Source organism: Alteriqipengyuania abyssalis (assembly GCF_019857185.1).
Classification (GTDB): Bacteria; Pseudomonadota; Alphaproteobacteria; order Sphingomonadales; family Sphingomonadaceae; genus Alteriqipengyuania; species Alteriqipengyuania abyssalis.
Genome location: NZ_JAHWXP010000002.1, coordinates 225,352 through 244,010, shown reverse-complemented (window position 1 = coordinate 244,010; position 18,659 = coordinate 225,352). Strand labels below are relative to the sequence as shown.

15 protein-coding genes are annotated in these 18,659 nt (G+C 64.1%); 13 read left to right on the top strand and 2 right to left on the bottom strand.

From position 1 onward, the window contains the following. Nucleotides 1–12 precede the first annotated feature (12 nt). Nucleotides 13–2,271 carry a GumC family protein gene (locus tag KYN89_RS06275; RefSeq protein ID WP_222824310.1) on the bottom strand — a complete coding sequence of 753 codons (2,259 nt, stop codon included), beginning with the start codon at nt 2,269–2,271 and terminating at the stop codon, nt 13–15. A gap of 51 nt (nt 2,272–2,322) precedes the next feature. Beyond that, complete coding sequence (locus tag KYN89_RS06270; protein WP_248285050.1) at nt 2,323–2,949, bottom strand: polysaccharide biosynthesis/export family protein; 627 nt, start codon at nt 2,947–2,949, stop codon at nt 2,323–2,325. A 429-nt stretch (nt 2,950–3,378) separates the two neighbouring features. Here KYN89_RS06270 and KYN89_RS15475 point away from each other — a divergent pair, with 429 nt between their 5' ends. From KYN89_RS15475 to hisH, 13 genes are all read left to right on the top strand, one after another. Continuing rightward, the gene (locus tag KYN89_RS15475; RefSeq protein WP_222824309.1) at nt 3,379–4,593 is read left to right on the top strand and encodes a sugar transferase; all 1,215 of its coding nucleotides are present in this window, start codon (nt 3,379–3,381) and stop codon (nt 4,591–4,593) included. Between the two features lie 82 nt (nt 4,594–4,675). After that, on the top strand, nt 4,676–5,983 hold the full coding sequence (locus tag KYN89_RS06260; RefSeq protein ID WP_222824308.1) for a nucleotide sugar dehydrogenase: 1,308 nt from the start codon (nt 4,676–4,678) through the stop codon (nt 5,981–5,983). Continuing rightward, nucleotides 5,980–6,963, top strand: a complete 984-nt coding sequence (locus KYN89_RS15320; protein WP_248285051.1) for a Gfo/Idh/MocA family protein — start codon at nt 5,980–5,982, stop codon at nt 6,961–6,963. The genes KYN89_RS06260 and KYN89_RS15320 overlap by 4 nt, the downstream gene beginning before the upstream one ends. Then, entirely contained in the window at nt 6,960–7,547 is a 588-nt protein-coding gene (locus KYN89_RS06255; protein ID WP_029140189.1) for an acyltransferase, read from the top strand. The genes KYN89_RS15320 and KYN89_RS06255 overlap by 4 nt, the downstream gene beginning before the upstream one ends. Before the next feature lie 4 nt (nt 7,548–7,551). Next, on the top strand, nt 7,552–8,679 hold the full coding sequence (locus KYN89_RS06250) for a DegT/DnrJ/EryC1/StrS family aminotransferase (protein WP_222824306.1): 1,128 nt from the start codon (nt 7,552–7,554) through the stop codon (nt 8,677–8,679). A 34-nt stretch (nt 8,680–8,713) separates the two neighbouring features. After that, nucleotides 8,714–10,003 (top strand): hypothetical protein, encoded by a 1,290-nt coding sequence (locus KYN89_RS06245; RefSeq protein WP_222824305.1) that lies wholly within the window; start codon nt 8,714–8,716, stop codon nt 10,001–10,003. Further along, entirely contained in the window at nt 10,000–11,442 is a 1,443-nt protein-coding gene (locus KYN89_RS06240; protein WP_222824304.1) for a lipopolysaccharide biosynthesis protein, read from the top strand. The genes KYN89_RS06245 and KYN89_RS06240 overlap by 4 nt, the downstream gene beginning before the upstream one ends. Next, nucleotides 11,439–12,965 (top strand): hypothetical protein, encoded by a 1,527-nt coding sequence (locus KYN89_RS06235; protein WP_222824303.1) that lies wholly within the window; start codon nt 11,439–11,441, stop codon nt 12,963–12,965. Before KYN89_RS06240 ends, KYN89_RS06235 begins: the two co-directional genes overlap by 4 nt. Before the next feature lie 114 nt (nt 12,966–13,079). Beyond that, nucleotides 13,080–14,462, top strand: a complete 1,383-nt coding sequence (locus tag KYN89_RS06230; RefSeq protein WP_222824302.1) for a hypothetical protein — start codon at nt 13,080–13,082, stop codon at nt 14,460–14,462. Then, the gene (locus tag KYN89_RS06225) at nt 14,462–15,664 is read left to right on the top strand and encodes a glycosyltransferase family 4 protein (protein ID WP_222824301.1); all 1,203 of its coding nucleotides are present in this window, start codon (nt 14,462–14,464) and stop codon (nt 15,662–15,664) included. The genes KYN89_RS06230 and KYN89_RS06225 overlap by 1 nt, the downstream gene beginning before the upstream one ends. Next, a complete protein-coding gene (locus tag KYN89_RS06220) occupies nt 15,661–16,791 on the top strand; it encodes an acyltransferase family protein (RefSeq protein ID WP_222824300.1) in 1,131 nt (376 codons plus the stop codon). The genes KYN89_RS06225 and KYN89_RS06220 overlap by 4 nt, the downstream gene beginning before the upstream one ends. Nucleotides 16,792–16,892: 101 nt before the next feature. Continuing rightward, a complete protein-coding gene (locus tag KYN89_RS06215; RefSeq protein ID WP_222824299.1) occupies nt 16,893–18,047 on the top strand; it encodes an N-acetyl sugar amidotransferase in 1,155 nt (384 codons plus the stop codon). After that, nucleotides 18,044–18,658: an imidazole glycerol phosphate synthase subunit HisH gene (gene hisH, locus KYN89_RS06210; protein ID WP_222824298.1), complete on the top strand. Its 615-nt coding sequence runs from the start codon at nt 18,044–18,046 to the stop codon at nt 18,656–18,658. Before KYN89_RS06215 ends, hisH begins: the two co-directional genes overlap by 4 nt. The last annotated feature ends 1 nt before the right edge of the window (nt 18,659 follow it).

Here is an 18,659-nt window from a genome sequence, read left to right as displayed (position 1 = left end):
GTCGGGAGTGGCTCAGGCCTTGGCCTTGCCGCTTTTGCCCTCATCCTCTTTGCCGTAGGAGTATCCATATTCGTAGCCGTAGGAATAACCGTAGGCGGATTTCTTGGCTTCGAACTTGGTGAGGAGGGCGCCGAAGATGCGGATGTTTGCGGAGTTCAGGCGTCCGATGGCGTTCTTGACGAGGCCTGCGCGGATATTGTGGGATTCGACCACGTAGAGCACGCCTTCGACATGGGTCGCGATCAGCGGAGCATCGGCGAGGCCCATCACCGGGGGCGAGTCGATCACGACGTGGTCGTACATTTCCAGCAGGCGGCGCATCAGCAGATCGAGGCGGTTGCCGGTCAGCAGTTCGGCGGCGTTGGGCGGGATCGGACCGGCCGACATCGCGGTGAACCCCAGGTGGGTCATCGGGAAGGTCATGGTCTCGATCTCGTCGTCGCCGGCGAGGAAGTTGGACAGGCCGCGATCGTGATCGACCCCGCCCAGCTGGTGGACCGAGGGCGAGCGCATGTCGCCATCGACCAGGATCACGCTCTTGCCCGCACGCGCCAGCGTGGTGGCAAGCGCCAGCGAGCTGGTCGACTTGCCTTCCGCAGGCCGGGTCGAGGTGACCGCGAAGGAACGCGGCACGCCGTGTTCGGTGGTGAAGCCCAGATTGGTGAACGCGGCGAGATAGGCATCGACCAGGCTCGACTTGCGATCGAGCAGCGCCTCGTCCGGGCGCCCCTCGGCAACCGTGGGGATGGTGCCCAACAGCGGCAGGCCGAGCTTGCGGCGCACCTCCGTGGGATCGGTGATCGCCTCGTCGATCTGTTCGAGCAGGAAGGCCAGCGCCGCGCCGATACCCGCGCCCACGATCAGCGAGAGCAGGACGTTCATCAGCAGGTTGGGGCTGGAGGGGGCCTGCGGGACATCGGCCGGATCGATGATCGAGACATTGTTGACCCCGACCCCGCCGGCAACGCCGATCTCCTTGAAGCGCTGCAGCAGCCCGTCATACAGCGCGCGGTTGGTATCCACCTCCTGCTGGTAGATATTGTACTGGATCGAGCGGCGACGCAGGTCGAGATAGTCCGCCTTGAGGCGATTGACCCGCGCCTGCAGCGTCTGTTCGCGCTCCAGCGCGGCGCGGTAATCGCCCTGCAGCGAGCCCGAGACGCGCGCTTCCTCGCGTGCGATCGCCCGGTCGAGCTCGTCGATCTGCGATTGCAGCGCGCGCGCCTGCGGATAGCCCGGCTCGAACCGGACCATCAAAAGCTCGTACTGGCCGGCCAGATCGGCGCGCTTCTCGCGCAGGTTGTTGATCGCCGGGTTGGACAGCGATTCGGTGGAGGAGGAGCCGCCGCCCGCCTGGCGTGCGCGCGCCTCGGCCTGGATCCGGTCGGCGGTCGCCTCGGTCAGCGCGGCGTTGAGCGCGGCCAGATCGTCGGCCACGATCGAGCGTTCCTGCGTGCGCCCGTCGGCCCCGGGCTGTGCGGGCAGGTTGATGATCTCCTCGCTCGAGGCGTAGGTCACCAGCTGGCGCTGGGACTCATCGAGGCGTTCCTTGTAGTCGGCCAGCTGCGCCTGCAGCTGCTCGCGCCCGTAGGAGGTCGCCTGGACCTTGCGCTCAAGGTTGGACTGGATGAAGTTTTCCGCCCAGCTGTTCGAGACCCGCGCGGCAAACGCGGGATCGGGCCCGGTAAAGCTGATGTCGACCAGCCGCGAGAGGCGCGCGGGTGCAACGCTGATATTGGCGAGCAGGATCTCGCCCGCGATCCGCTGGCGGTCCTGGCGGCCCTGCGCGGTGTAGCGCCCGTTATCGAGCGCGAAGGCGGGGTCGTCTCCGCCTTCCACGCCGTAGGATGCGAAGAACTCGGGATTGTCGATCAGGCCCAGCTGGCCGGCCACCCGTTCGGCCAGGGTGCGCGCACGCAGCAGGCCGTACTGGGTCTGGTAGAACTCCTGGTCGGAGATGGAGACCTCGCGCTCGACCCCTTCGAAGTTGGTCACCTGGCTGCCTTCGCGCGAGATCTCGATCGTCGCGGTGGCGGTGTATTGCGGGGTCATCAGCAGGGTCGCGACCAGGCCCAGCGCAACGCATGCCGCGATCGAACCCAGGATCAGCCAGCGCCAGCGCTGCGCGATCCGCAGGTAATGCTGCACGATCGAGGGACCATCGCCCTCTCCCGGCTGGCCCGCCTGCACGCCCAGCGGATTGCCGCCACCCTGCGGGGGCTGGTCGGAAGGGCCGGACTCGCTGCCGAACCGGGAGGCCTGGATGTTCATGCTCGGCAAAAACCTTGTTGCAGGCGCACGTTTGCGCGCGCCCGGAAAAACCTACTGCAAAATCGTGACCAGCGGCGATGCCAGCAGCGGCGCCACCGTCAGGAAGTCGCGGAACAGACGTCGCTGGGGGGAGTCGCCCACCACCACGATGTCGTTGGCGTAAATCGCGGGGTCGTCGTACAGCCCGCGCTCGATCGCCTCAAGGCTGTAGAGCCCGGCCATCCGCCGGCCGTTGACCGTGCGCAGGATCACCACCTCGTCCTTGCGCGCAAACTCGCTCGTCCCGCGCGCCGCCGCGATCGCACGCAGCAGCGTCGTCTGGTTGGTCACCGGATACAGGCCCGGGGTCTCGACCTCGCCCGACACGGTCACCACCTGGCTGACCGAGTTGACGATGTTCACCGTCACCTCCGGATCGCGCACGTAACGCGCATCCAGCGCCCGCTCCACATCCATCGCCAGCTCGCCCGCGGTCTTGCCGCCAGCCTCGACCGTGCCCAGAAACGGCAGCGCAATACGCCCGCTCGCATCCACCTGAACATCGCGCGTGAACTCGGGATAGTTGAATACCTCGATCCGGATCGTGTCCAGCGGACCAATCAGCGCAGGACGATCCGCCGCCACCAGATCATCGCGGTTGGGTATAGGCAACCCATCCGCAGCCTCCACCACCGTCATGCGATCCGTCGATACCAACGGCTCCGGAGACCCGCACCCCGACAAAAACAACACACACAATAGCAATATCAATCGATGCATCGCCAATCCCTTGCGGGCTTCTCCCCCATGCGGGCGCTTGGTTAGGCCAAGAAGCCAAAAGAATAAAGCCCTCGCCAAGACTTACCGCATGCAGACCCGCCGGAGTTGCGCGATTGCGGGACGCGGGCGGACAAAAGAGATGCGCGGATGCCACGCCTTTCCTAACGGCTTAAATACACGGTTGGAAAGCTTCGGCGGCCCGGCTAGAGGAGCGCCGCATCGGGCGCTGTGCTGATTGTGCGGGTATTGAAAATGGGACAGAACGCTGTTGACGCGGCACGCTCGTCGCGGGCGGCGGGCGCGGTTGGCCGAAGGCGGCACACGACGCGGAGAAAAATCAAACGTTCGGTGACCATCAGCTTGCTTGCAGTGCTGGTGGCGATCCTGCTGCGCATCGTCATTTTTGGGATGCCCGAGGCGAGCCTGTTGCAGGTCGGCTACGCCTGCCTGGCGGCCTTCGCCTCTTCGCTGATCGGTGTCCTGCTGATCGAGAACGTCAACCGCTATCCAGGTGTGGAGCGCGCTTCCGCAATCGTTCCGTCCTTTGCGCTGGCCTACGGGCTGATCGCGATCGGACTGCTGATGTTCAAGCTCGATTACAGCCGTTTCGTGCTGATCGGCAGCTTCGTGGCGGTGGTGCTGCTCTCGTACCTTGAGCATTTCCGCTATAAGGATGAGCTGGTGCTGCGCATCAGCGTGCTTGCGCAGCCCGACGGGGCAGCGCTCCCGCAGATCCCCTCGATCGAATGGCTGAAACATTCGGACCATGCCGGCTTCGACCATGCCGATGCGATCGCGGTGGACTTCCGGCTCCCGCTGAGCGACCGCCAGAGCGAGATGCTGGCCGACGCCGCACTGGCGGGAATTCCGGTCTACAACCTGCGGCACCTGATCGAATCGGTGACCGGCGAAGTGACGCTGGAGCATATTTCCGAGACTGCCTACGGATCACTGACGCCATCGCCGGTGTACCAGACGATCAAGCATGTGCTCGACCGGCTGATCGCGCTGGTCGTGCTGATTCCGCTGCTGCCGTTTCTGCTGCTGGCGGGCATCGCGATCAAGCTCGACAGCCCGGGACCGATGATCTTCCGCCAGAGCCGGATGGGCTACCGCGCGCGGCCTTTCACCGTCTACAAGTTCCGCACCATGCAGCATTGCACCGCTCCCACACCTGCCGGGCTGGACGATCTGGTGACCAAGGACGCGGACGCGCGGGTCACGCGGATCGGACGTATCTTCCGCCGCACACGGGTCGACGAACTGCCGCAGATCGTGAACATTCTGCTGGGACAGATGAGCTGGATCGGCCCGCGTCCCGAGGCCGAGAAGCTGTCGCGGTGGTACGAGCAGGAGATTCCCTATTACCGCTATCGCCACGTGGTGCGCCCCGGCATCAGCGGCTGGGCACAGACCGTTCAGGGCCACGTCGCCGATGTCGACAGCGTGAGCACCAAGCTCAATCACGATTTCTTCTACATCAAGAATTTCTCCCTCTGGCTCGACCTGCTGATCCTCGCCAAGACGCTGCGCGTGATGATCAGCGGGTTCGGCTCGAAATAGCTATCATCGACCTGTCATACGAAGCGCACAGGCGGGCGGTCGATGCCCTTCGCAAGCGCACCGAGATTGAGGAACACAGACATTGCATAGCCAGCAACTGATCGATCGCCTGACCAACGGCACCGCCACCATCGGAGTGGTCGGCCTCGGCTATGTCGGCCTGCCGCTGGTGCTGCGTTATTGCGAAAAGGGCTACAAGACGATCGGGTTCGATGTCGATGCCCGCAAGGTCGAGAAGCTGGCCAGGGCGGAAAGCTATATCGAGCATATCTCGGGCAAGGATATTGCCGCGGCAAACGACGCCGGGTTCGAGGCGACCACCGACATGGCTCGGATCGACGAGGTCGATGCGATCATTTTGTGCGTGCCCACTCCGCTCAACAAATATCGCGAACCCGACCTGACCTATGTGCTCAACACGACCGAGGCGATCGTGCCGCACATGCGCGCAGGTCAGGTCGTCTCGCTCGAAAGCACCACCTGGCCGGGCACCACCGACGAGGAACTCAAGCCGCGGATCGAGAAATCCGGGCTCAAGGTCGGCGAGGAAGTGTTCCTGGTCTATTCGCCCGAACGCGAGGATCCGGGCAACGAGAAGTTCGAGACCGCGACCATTCCCAAGATCGTCGGCGGGGTGACCGAAACCTGCCACGCAGTCGGCCAGGCGCTGTATGGCGGGGTGATCGACACGGTGGTGCCGGTCAGCTCGACCAAGGTTGCCGAGCTGACCAAGCTGCTCGAAAACATCCACCGCGCGGTCAATATCGGTCTCGTCAACGAGATGAAGATCGTCGCCGACCGGATGGATATCGACATCCATGAGGTGATCCGCGCCGCGGCGACCAAGCCGTTCGGCTTCGTGCCCTATTATCCCGGCCCGGGCCTTGGTGGCCACTGCATCCCGATCGACCCGTTCTACCTCACGTGGAAGGCGCGTGAATTCGGCCTGCACACCCGCTTCATCGAGCTCGCGGGCGAGGTGAATAGCTCGATGCCCGATTTCGTGGTCAACAAGCTGGCGCTGGCGCTCAACGGCAAGCACAAGTCGATCGCGGGCTCGAAGATCCTGGTGCTCGGTATCGCCTACAAGCCCAATGTCGATGACATGCGCGAATCCCCCTCGGTCGAGATCATGGAGAAGCTGCGCTATCTGGGTGCGGATATCCATTATAGCGACCCGCACATCCCGGTCTTCCCCGAAACGCGCGAGCACGATTTCGACCTGTCTTCGGTCGATCTGACGGCGCAATCGCTCGCCGGGTTCGATGCGGTGGTCCTGACCACCGACCACAAGGCCTTCGACTACGACCTGATCCTCGAACACGCCGCCCTCATCCTCGACACGCGCGGCAAGTTCGATCGCAATCACGAAAAGGTGTTCCCGGCATGAGCAACACGCGCATCGCCCAGATCGGCGTCGGCCACTGGGGCAAGAACCTCGCGCGCAATTACGCGCAGCTGGGCGCGCTGGCGGCGGTGGCCGACTATCACGCGCCGACGGCGGAGCGGATCGCGCAGGAGCACGGGACCGAGGCGCGCAGCTTCGAGGATATCCTCGCGGATGACAGCATTCACGGCGTGTCGCTGGCGACACCGGCGGAAACCCATGCCGATGTGGCGATTGCCGCGCTCGAAGCGGGCAAGCATGTCTATGTCGAAAAGCCGCTTGCCCTGCTGCCCGCCGACGGCGAGCGGATGGCGGCCAAGGCCGAAGAGGTGGGCAGGATCCTGATGGTCGGCCACCTGCTGCAATACCACCCGATCTTCCGCCAGGCGAAGGAGCTGGTGGCGGGCGGCGCGATCGGCCAGCTGCGCTATGTCTATTCCAACCGCCTCAGCCTGGGCAAATTCCGCACCGAGGAAAACGTCATGTGGTCCTTCGCGCCACACGATTTCTCGATGCTGCTCGCGATGGTGGGTGAAGCGCCCGATGCCGTGACGGCCGAAGGTGCGGCCTGGATCACGCCGGGCATCGCCGACTGGTGCACCGCGCACCTGCAGTTCCCCGGAGGTGTGCGCGGCCATGTGCAGACCTCGTGGAGCCATCCTTTCAAGGAGGCGAGGCTGGTCGCCGTGGGCGATGAGGGCATGCTGGTGTTCGAAGACAGCGCGCCCGAGTGGGATCGCAAGCTTGCGATCTATCGCCACGGGATCGACCGCTCCGGCCCGGCCCCCGCACCGATCAAGGCCGATCCGGAATATATTGCGGTCGATCAGGGCGAGCCGCTGCGTTCCGAATGCCAGCACTTCATCGATTGCATCGAACAGGGCACGCAGCCGCTTACCGATGTGGCCGAGGGACTGCGCGTTCTCGAAGTCCTCGACCGTGCGGAAGCCGCGCTACAGGCCTCGCTGGGAGAAAACAAGTGACCGACAAGAAGCCCTATTTTGCGCATGAAAGCGCCTATGTCGACGAGCCCAGCACGATCGGCGCTGGTACCAAGATCTGGCATTTCAGCCATGTCCTGCCCAACACCACGATCGGCGAGAACTGCGTGCTCGGACAGAACGTGGTCGCCGGGCCCGACGTGACGATCGGCAATAACTGCAAGATCCAGAACAACGTCTCGCTCTACAAGGGTGTGGAGCTGGCCGACGGGGTGTTCTGCGGCCCGTCCTGCGTCTTCACAAACGTGCTGACCCCGCGCGCCGAGATCGAGCGCAAGTCCGAATTCGCACCCACTCCCGTGGGCCGTGGCGCGACCATCGGGGCCAACGCGACCGTCGTGTGTGGCCACCGGATCGGCGATTATGCGATGATCGCGGCCGGTGCCGTGGTAACCAAGGATGTAGCCGATTTTGCGTTGGTCGCGGGCGTTCCGGCAAAGCGGATCGGCTGGGTCTCGCGCACGGGCGAGCGTCTCGACGAGACGCTGGTATGCCCGCGCACGGGCGAGAAATACGAATATGACGCGAGCAGCGACACACTCCGGCTGACGGAAGAAAGGGCCTAACCCCATGCAATTCATCGATCTCGCCGCGCAGCAGCAGCGTATCCGGCCTGCTCTCGACGCGCGCATCGCCGCCGTGCTCGACCACGGCAAATATATCATGGGCCCCGAAGTGGCCGAGTTCGAAGGCAAGCTCGCCGAATTCTGCGGCGCGAAGCACGCGCTGGGCTGCGCCAACGGCACCGACGCGCTGCAGCTGGCGCTGATGGCGCTGGGCGCGGGGCCTGGCGACGCGGTGTTCTGCCCCACCTTCACCTTTGCTTCCACCGCAGAGATCGTGCCGATGACCGGGGCAACCCCGGTGTTCGTCGATGTCGACGAGCGGACGTACAACCTCGACGTCGAAAGCCTGAAGCGCGCGATCGCCTTCGCCAAGGCGGAGGGGATGAAGCCCGCCGGGGTGATCGCGGTCGACCTGTTCGGCCTGCCCGCCGACTACGACGCGATCGAAGCGGTCGCGCAGGAAAACGGCATGTGGGTCGTGAGCGATTCGGCGCAGGGCTTCGGCGCGGATTACAACGGCCGCCGCACCGGTTCGATCGGCACCATCGCGACCACCAGCTTCTTCCCTGCCAAGCCGCTCGGCTGCTACGGCGATGGTGGTGCGGTGTTCACCGACGACGACGAACTGCGCGCGCTGCTCGATTCCTACCGCGTGCACGGCAAGGGCACGCACAAGTACGATAACGAGCGGATCGGCCTCAACTCGCGGCTCGACACGCTGCAGGCGGCGATCCTGCTGGAAAAGCTGGCGATCTACGAAGACGAGATCGAAGCCCGCCAGGTGGTCGCCAACCGCTATACCGATGCGCTGGGCGACCTGCTGATCACGCCGCACGTGCCCAATGGCTGCCGTTCGGTGTGGGCGCAGTACACAGTGCGCACCCGCGATGGTTCGGGCCGCGATGCGGTGATGGCGACGCTGAAGGAACATGGCGTTCCCTCGGTCGTCTACTACCCGCGCCCGCTGCACCTGCAGACCGCCTATTCCTCCTTCCCCGGCGACCCCGAAGGGCTCGCCACGTCGGAGCGGATGGCCAATGAGGTCTTCAGCCTGCCGATGCACCCCTACATGGACGAAGGCACCCAGGCGAAGGTGATCGAGGCGCTGCGCGCGGCGGTCGTCCCGGCCTAGCGGCGGAGGACCCAGGTGACAGGCGCAAATCGTGGTGCAGGACGAGGCAGGGATTTCCGGTATTCGCGAGATCGGCGCGCGCATGGTCGCGGCGACACCGCAAGATAGCGCGAATTTCTTCGGCTTTTACGATCTCTGCCCGTTCTCGCCCGATGGGCGCGACCTGCTGCTGCTCAATTGCCCTGCCGACTGGGTGACCCTGCCCGAGGGGGAGCCTGCACTGGTGCGCCGCTGGCGGCCCGAGGATGCCACGTTCGAGACGCTCGGCGAAACGCGCGGCTGGAACTGGCAGCATGGCGCACGCCAGCAATGGCTGCGCGACGGATCGATCCTGTACAACGACGTCGACGGGCAGGGGCATGCGGTTGCGCGCCATGTTAGCCCGGATGGCACGCCGATCCGAACGTTCGATATGGCGATCGGCGCGCTGTCCCCCGACGAATCGATTGGCGTTGGGGGCAATTACGCGCGCCTCGCCCGGCTCGACCCGACCTATGGCTATGGCGCCGCCGTCGATCGCCATCTCGACGAGGGGCCGACGCAGGACGGGCTGTGGAGCGTCAGCATGGCCGATGGGGCCGTGTCGCTGCTGCTCTCCTATGCCGAACTTGCCGAGATCGTAGGTTCGCCCCATTCGGATCGCCGGTTCGTCACCCACCCGGTCTTCTCACCCGACGGGACCCGGCTGGCCTTCTTCGTGACCGATGCGGGCGAGGGCGGGACCACCTATGCCCGGCTGCTGGTGCGCGATTGCGACAGCGGCAAGGTTCGCGTGGTCGCGCAGGAAAGAGTCAGCCATCCGGCGTGGATCGGTGAGGACCGGATCTGGTATTGGGGCCGCAATTCCGGGGCGGTGCGCGCGCTTGCCACGAACCGGCTGCTCGCCAACCCGGCGGTGCGTGCGGTCGCCAGGTTTGCCCGTCGCCTGCTGCGCGCGCGGATGAACCAGCTGGTGGCCGAAGGGTTCTACGTGTCTGATCTGAACGACGACACGCGCAAGCGGGTTGCCGAGCATACCCTCACCGAAGACGGCCATTACAGCTGGCGTGGACACGGATCGGTCTTGCTGGGCGATACCTATCCCGACGAAGACGCGTGGCTGACCCTGTTGCTGTTCGACCTCGCCTCTGGCCAGCGGGTGGATCTGGCCCGCATCCGGCACGAGGTCGCGACCCGGGAAGAGCCCATGCGGTGTGACCTCCACCCGCGCTGGGATCGATCCGGCACGCGGGTATGCATCGACTTCGTCACCGACGGATGCCGCCGCACCGGCATTTTCGATGTTGGCCCTGCGCTCTCCCGGCTGGCAACGGCCGGCGTATGAACGAAGAGCCGCCTGTGACCCCCGCGCCCGATTCTGGCGCGACCCCGCCAATTGGGCGGATCGCGGCGCTGCGTGGGCGCGTGTCCGCGCTCGCCCAGCAGGGGCTGGTTCGTTCCACTGGGGTGCTGATCGGTGGCACGGTCGGTGCGAATCTCATCACCGCACTCTCGCTCCCGGTGGTGACGCGCCTCTACACCCCAGTAGAGATGAGCGTGCTGGCGGTTTTCGCCAGCCTACTCCAGACGCTGTATGCGTCGATCTGCCTCCGGTTCGATGTCGCGCTGTCGATGCCTGAGAACGACGAAGACGCGGTCAATCTGCTGGCGCTGGGGGCGTTCTTCGCGGTCGTCCTGTCAGGTGTAATCGCGCTCATCCTGCTCGCACTGCCTGCGTCGGCCTATGATGCGTTCGGCCATCCTGAGCTTGCGGAGCTTATCTGGTTTCTCCCCCCGTCGCTGGCGCTGGCCGGGATCTATAGCCTCATGCAGCTGTGGTATGTGCGGCGAAAGGGCTTCGGCCCGATCGCGCGAAGCCGGATGGTGCAGGCGGGCAGTGGTGCCGCGACCCAGATCGCACTGGGTCTGCTGCGGACCGGACCCTTCGGGCTGCTGCTCGGCTATGCGATCAATTTCAGCGCCGGTTCGATCCTGCTCGGGACACGCTTCCTGCGCAGCGAGTCGGCGCTGCTGCGCAAAGTTTCGGCGCGCAAGATGCGGGTATTGTTCCGGGAATATAGCCGGTTCCCCACCTATTCGGCACCCGAGGCGCTCGCTCATGCTGCGGCGTGGCAGTTGCCGATCGTGCTGATCGCGGCGATGGCGATCGGGCCGGAAGCGGGTTACCTGACCCTCGCGATGTTCGTCGTCCAGGCGCCGATGTCCCTGCTCGGCAATGCATTGTCTCAGGTCTACCTGTCCGAAGCCCCGGCCCGTCACCGTGACGGTGCGCTCGGCCCGTTCACCGTCCAGGTCGTCGGCGGCCTTATGCGGATCGGGGTGGGGCCGCTGATCGCGCTGGCGATCGTATCGCCCTTTGCGTTCGCCTTCGTCTTCGGGTCCGAATGGTCGCGCGCCGGCATGCTGGTGGTATGGCTGACTCCGTGGTTCATCGCGCAGCTGTTGACCGCACCTGTGTCCATGGCGCTGCAGGTCACCAACCGCCAGCGCACCGCCTTCATCGTGCAGTTCGTCGGCCTCGCCCTGCGGCTGGGGCTGGTCGTCGCGGTGGGCACGCTGTCCCCCCGCTTCATCTCGGAGGCCTATGCGATTTCGGGCGCGATCTTCTATTTCGGCTACCTTGCCTTGCTGCTGCACGCGGTCGGTGCCCGCGCGGGCGATATTGCGCGCGAGGTGCGCAAGGCTCTGCTGCCGATCGCGGCCTTCTGTGTGCTTGGTGTAGTCGGTGCGTTCGCGGTGCACTGGCTGGACACCGTGCTGTGAAGCGCCGCGTGTTCCTTGGCGCGACGGCCGCGATGCCGCTGGTGTTTGCCGGTGGAGCGTGGACGAGCCGTGCGCGGAGCGTGCGCTGGCTCGATCTGCTGGACGAGCGGCAGCGCCGCCAGGTGCTCGTCGGCAGGCCGGATTTCGACGTTGCCGCCAGCCTGCGCCAGGCTCTCGAATCCCTGCCCGATGACGCAACGCTCGACGCGCGCGACCTGACCGGAGTGGTCGATCTGGCGAGCGATCCGTTTCCGCAGGCCCAGCGCCGCGCCTTTGCGCTTCGCACCGGCGAGGCGACGTTCCGCTTCGATTTCAATCAGGGCTCGATCGCCTTGCCCTCATACGCGACCTGGCAGGGTGAGCGCACGCGGATCGAGCCTGCCCGCCCGATCGAGCGCGTGCTGACCGACGCCGCGCCCGCGGGAGGACTGGTCACCACCGCCATCGCCCCGGGCCTGTGCAGCGGACGTGCCGGTAGCGACACGATCGAATTGTCGCACCCGGTCGAGGCACAAAGTCTGATGCCGGGGATGCGGGTCGCGATTTTCGGGCTGCGCGAGACGCCATCGCTGGCAACTTCGCTGGCATCCTCGATCGGACCGCAAACCCGGGAGTTCGCCTTCGCCGGGAATGTCGATGCAACCATCGGGGCATCGCAGGTCTATCTGAGGATCGGCGAAGAAGTCGTGCTCGGTACGGTCGCACAGGGTCGTCTGCGCGTCTCCACCGATGGTCGCGGTGCGCTGGGCACGCAGCCCTCCGCGCACCGTGCCGGGGCGGAGATTGTACCGCAGCTGAGCTTCCTCGCCTCCATCACCGGAGTTACAGGCACAGCGGTGACGCTAGACCGGCGGCTACCGCGCACTATTGTACGGGCACCGTTCCGTGCTGGTTCGGTCGGTTCCCGGCTGATGGGCCGGTTTGAGATCGACGGCGCCTACCGGGGCGGCGAGGCGGGGGCGTTTAGCTGCCTTGCCTCGACCCTCTCTCAAGATTTCATGGTCGAAGGAGAGATCGCCCTGTCCCGTGCCTCGCATGGCGGGTTCATGGGCTTTGGCTGTTCGGATGCGAAGATTGCGCTGGCGAGCGTGACCGCGATCGGCCGTCCGCAAGAGCAGTTCGGGGGCAGCATCTGGCTCTATGGCTCGGCGAGCGGCAACCAGGTCTCGGCCGGAAGTCTCAGCGATGGCAATGGCGGCATTTTCATTGACGACAAGTCGTACGGCGTGTCGCGCTACGCGCTCGAAGGGCCGTGCGACGACAACACCGTGAGCATTGGGCAGGTCGTCCGGCACCGGATTGCCGGACAGATCAGCGGGTCGAGCGGCAATGCGGTGACCATCGGCCTCGCCCAGGTGAGCGACACTGCCTTCATCGTCGACAAAGGTGCAACCCAGTCGTCGCGCGTGGTCGGTGCCGAGCGCAACAGGGTCGATATCGCGCAATTGGCCGGGGCCGATCGCATCTTCGGCGATGCCTTGAACGAGACCGAGCTGCGCGGCCCGTTCCGCATCGAGCAATAGCGCGATGGGAGGATTGGTCCTGACTGCAGGCTCTGCTAACCCGAGCCCGTCCAAACCCTTGCCCGACCGAATACAGCCGCGTCACCGCGTGACGCGATATACCGGAACACCATCATGCTAGATCGCGCCCAGCCAACCGCCGCACACCGGTCACCGGCCGCACGCACCAGCCAGGTCGTGCTGGAATCGCTGGATTCGAGCGCGGCAGTCGTGATCTGCTCGCTCATCTTCGCATGGGCCATCCACCAGGCGCACATCACGATTCTTCAGCCGCAGTGGGATTATGTGGGCTTCAGCTACGCTGCCCCCGGTCTTGGCACGATCGCGATCATGATCCTGCTGATTTCGATCGGATCGGTGGCCATGCCGAGCCGGATCGAACGGCCCTCGTCGATGATCCTGTTGTTCCTCCACGTGACGGTGTTCGTGCCCGGTGTCACCATTGCGCTGTGCCTGCGGATCGACAGCCTGCAGGCGTACGCGCCGATGCTGGCCGTATTGACACTGGTTCACGTCATTACCGGTCTGGTGTCGCGCAACGGCCCGGCACCGCCCGAGGGGGAGACATTCGTGCCCGGGCCGGAGGTCACCCTGCTGCTGATCGGAGTGTGGGCGCTGGTCACTTTGCTGATCATCTACATCTTTGGCGAGATCATGCGCTTCGCTAGCCTTACTGAAGTGTACGACCAGCGTTTCGCCGTCGATCGTTCGACCAGCATCATCGGCTATATCCGGTCCTATTACATCAACCTGATCTGCCCCGCGCTGGTCGCGATCGGGCTCCTGCGGCGAAACGTGGTGGTGGTCGGGATCGGATGTTTGGGTTGCCTCATCGCCTATATGGTCGACGCGCAGAAAGCTGCGCTTGCGCTGCCGGTGTTGATGATCGCGATGTACTACGCGCTGCGCTACGCCCAGAACGTGGCGAAGCTGTTCACCGTCCCCATCCTGTTCCTCGCGTTCCTCACACTGGTCTGCATCGTTTTGCGGAGCACGGAGGTTGGCTTTGCGCTTCAATCGGTGTTCTTCACCCGGGGGATCGCGATCCCCGCGCTGACCTTGGTGCAGTATTACGACCTGTTCTCCACCTACGGCTATACCTGGTGGAGCAATATTACCGGGCTATCGCTGATTCTTCCCGCACCGTCGGCCTTCGCCAACGACCCGTCGTGGCCCGCTCTCGGCCAGATCGTGGGGGACCACTATTACGGCGCCGGGACCAACCTGAATGCCAACGCAAACCCCTATTCGGGCGAGGGGCTCGCCGCAGGTGGGCTTGTCGGCCTGCTGGTGATTGGCGTGATCATGGCGGCCTTCCTGCGGGTCTACGACCTGTGCGTTGCCGGATGGGATCGCCTCTTCGTGCTGCTGATCGCGGTGCCGGTGGGCTTCGCGCTGAGCAACGCGCACCTCAGCACCGTGCTGGTATCCTTCGGGCTCGCCGCCTGGCTGCTGATTTTCGCCTTCTACAAACCAGGCAGGGGTGGGTGGCTCTGATGAGGATCTTCATGCTGTGCGATTTCTTCAACGAAGAACTCGAATATCAGGAAAATCATCTCGTCGATTATTACCGTCGGCACGGTCACGAGGTGATCGTGGTCTGCTCGCTCTACGAGAACGTGTTCGACTATTACACGGACAAGAAGGTCGCCGGGCCGCGCCGTGACTACCAGGTCAACGGTGCGCGGATCGTCAAGCTGCCGTATCGCTACAACATCCTCAACCGCATGCGCGCCTACCCGAAGATCGATCGGTTGCTGGAGGAATTCGAGCCCGACCTCATCTTCGTTCACGACATCATGCTCAACCTGCCGGAATGCATCGCCTATGTGAAAAAGCATCCGCAGACCAAGATGATCATGGACTATCACGCGGATTATTCGAACAGCGGCAAGAACTGGGTCTCGCTGAAGATCCTCCACGGGGTGCTGCGCAAGCGCTTCCTCGACAAGGCGCGCCCGCATCTCTCGATGATCTATCCCATCGTCCCCGCCGGGTTCGACTTCCTGAACGAGGTCTATGGCGTCCCGCGCGAAGAGATGAGCCTGCTGCCGCTGGGGACGGACCTGGAATATGGCGCGCAGGTTCACGCTTCGGGGGCGGGCAGGGCAATCCGGCGCGAACTGGGCATCGCGGAGAGCGACTTCGTCATCTTCACCGGTGGCAAGCTGACCCCCTTCAAACGGACCGAAACGCTGGTCGAGGCGGTCAATGCGCTGGATCGTGCCGACGTGCACCTGCTGGTGGCGGGTGCGGCAGGCCCCAACGAAGCGGAGTATTTCGCCGGGCTCGAACAGATGGCTCAAGGCAATCCGCAGATCCATTTCCGCGGCTGGCAGGACAAGCCGGGCGTGTACCGCCATCTCGACGCGGCGGACATCGCGGTGTTCCCCGCCAGCCAGTCGATCCTTTGGCAGCAATCGATCGGGATGGGACTGCCCGTGATCGTGGGCGACCGTTCCGAATTCATGGTCCCGTCCGATGCGAGCTATCTCAACCGCAATGGCAATCTCATCGTGCTCGACCACGAGGAAGAGACCGCGCCCCAGATCGAACGACTGCTGCGCGGCCTGCTCGACGATCGCGCCGCGTTGGCCAAGATGGCCGAAGGCGCGCGCCGGACCGCGGACGAGATGCTTGACTGGAACAAGCTGATCGAAGAGACCCTGCGCCACAATCGGGGGGCGGGGAAGCAATGAGTTTGGCAACGCCAGCAACGGCGGCCGCGCAGGGCGTCGCGGATAGCGGGGGCGCGCCGCCTGCCGCCCGGCGCAAGCTGACCCCTAATAATTTCGACCTGATCCGTCTGTTCGCCGCATCCGAAGTGGCGTTGAAGCACATGCTGCTGCATCTGGAGCTGGGCGAGAAGTGGCTCGACCGGATCAGCATTCTGCCCGGCGTACCGATCTTCTTTTTCGTCAGCGGCCTGCTGATCTTCCAGTCGTACCGCAATAGCGGTACAGTCGCGACCTTCTCGATGAACCGGATCTACCGGCTGTTCCCGGGTCTGATCCTGTGCCTGATCGTCGGCATCGTACTTGCGATCGCGCTCGGCGCGCTGACTATGGACGAGATCGCGTCACCTGGATTTGCCATCTGGGTCTTTGCCCAGTCGACCATCGGCCAGTTCTATAACCCTGAATTCCTGCGCGATTTCGGGGTCGGCGTGCTCAACGGCAGCCTGTGGACCATCTCGGTCGAGATCCAGTTCTATATTGCCACGCCGATCATTGCACTGCTGGTGCTGCGCTGGCCGATCTTCTGGGTGCTGGGGCTGGCGACCTCGATCGGGTTCAATGTTCTGCTCGGAGCCCTGCCGCCCGATGCCAGCACCGCCAAGCTGCTGATGGTCACCTGCCTGCCGTGGATCTACATGTTCATCGGCGGCGCGTGGCTTTCTACCCGGCACGACATTCTCGACCGGCTGATCGCCCTCTCCTGGTGGAAAGTGCTGGCGATTTTCGGGGGAACGATAGGGCTTTCGTGGCTGCTGGGTCTGCCCTTCAGGGGCAATGACATCGGCCCGATCGCCTTCGTGGGGGTGGTCTTCGTGATCGTGAAGGCGGCCTATTCGCGCCCGACCCTGTCGGACAGTCTGCTCAATCGCAATGATCTCTCCTACGGTATCTATATCTACCACATGCTGTTCGTGAACGCGGCAGTCGAGTTGGGCTTTATCGGAACCGGCTGGTCGCTGATCGCGGTAATCCTGGCGACAGTCGGTGCGGCAGCATTCTCGTGGTTCTTCGTCGAGAAGAAGGCATTGGCGATGAAGAAAAAATCGATCCGCCGAGTCGATCCGCGAGAGCCCAAGGCGCACTGGTGATGCGGTGGTGCACCACCGCCGCACGCGCGGACTTTCGGGGGTTGGTAAGCCGCGGCATGTCCGCTATCAGCCCGCCGAACATCCCTTGAGGTTTCCCGAACATGTCCGAGATCTCCGCCCACGCGCGGCCCTACCAGATATGCACAAACTGCATCATGGACACGAGCGATTCGAAGATCGTGTTCGATGAGAATGGTGTGTGCGAATACTGTAACAATTATTACAGTAACATTCTGCCCAACTGGCACACCGACGAGCGTGGCGAGCGCGAGATCATGGCGCAGATCGAGAAGATCAAGCGCGACGGCGAGGGCAAGGATCACGACTGCCTGATCGGCCTCTCCGGCGGGGTCGATTCCAGCTACGTCGTCCACCACGCGAAGGAAAAGTTCGGCCTGCGCCCGCTGCTTTACCACGTGGATGCCGGCTGGAACTCGCAGCAGGCGGTCAACAATATCGAAAAGCTGGTCGATGGGCTCGACCTCGACCTCTATACCGAGGTCGTCAACTGGCCCGAGATGCGCGACCTCCAGCTGGCCTTCTTCAAGGCGCAGGTGCCGCATCTCGACACCCCGCAGGACCACGCCTTCTTCGCCGGGCTCTACAACTTCGCGGCCAAGAACAAGGTTAAGTACATCCTGACCGGCGCGAACTACTCGACCGAATGCGTGCGCGAGCCGCTTGAGTGGCACTACCACGCGTCGGACCTGCGCCAGCTGAAGGACATCCACAAACGCTTCGGCACGCGTCCGCTCAAGACCTTCCCCCTCGCAGGGATCTTCAAGTTCAAGATCTACTACCGCTACGTCCACGGTGTGCAGGTGGTGAAGCCCTTGAACTATATGCCTTACCACAAGGAACAGGCGATCGAGGAGCTGGTCGGGATCTACGGCTGGCAGCGCTATGCCCACAAGCACTATGAATCGCGCTTCACGCGGTTCTACGAAGGCTACTGGCTGCCGAGCAAGTTCGGTTACGACAAGCGCCGCGCGCACTTCTCCTCGCTTATCCTGACCGAGCAGATGAGCCGCGAGGAGGCGCTCGAAAAGATTGCGATCCCCGCCTACACGCCCGAGCAGATCGCCGAAGACTTCGAATATATCGCGACCAAGCTGGGCCTTACGGTCGAAGAGCTGCAGGCGCTGCACGACGGGCCGAACAAGACCCACTTCGACTACAAGAACAACACTGCGTTGATCGATCTGGGCACCACGGTGATGCGCAAGCTTGGCCTGCAACGTTCGGTGATGCGTTGATCACGATCGTCGACTACGGCCTCGGCAATATCGCCGCCTTCCTGAACATGTACAAGCGCCTGAACATTCCGGCGCGGGCGGTTCAGACGGCGGCGGAGCTGGCAACGGCGGAGCGGATCGTGCTCCCCGGCGTGGGCGCGTTCGACTATGCGATGGACCTGCTCGATGGCTCGGGCATGCGTGAAACGCTCGACGAGATGGTGACGCACAAGAAAGTGCCCGTGGTGGGCATCTGCGTCGGCATGCAGATCCTCCTCGATGGCAGCGACGAGGGCACGCGCGAAGGGCTCGGCTGGGTGCCCGGGCGGACCCGCGCCTTTGCCAAACGCAACGATATGGAAGGCCTGCCGCTGCCGCACATGGGCTGGAACGACGTGACGCCGGGCAGCGGGCGCGTGCTGTTCGATGCGCTGGACGAAGATCCGCGCTTCTACTTCCTCCATTCCTATTACGTCGAGCCGGCGGAGCAGTCCGATGTCGCGGCGACCGCGCATTACGGGTTCGACTTCGCCTGCGCGATCCATCGCGACAATGTGTGGGGCGTGCAGTTCCACCCGGAAAAGAGCCACCATTTCGGCGCCGCCGTGCTGAAGAGCTTTGCGGAGCTGTAAG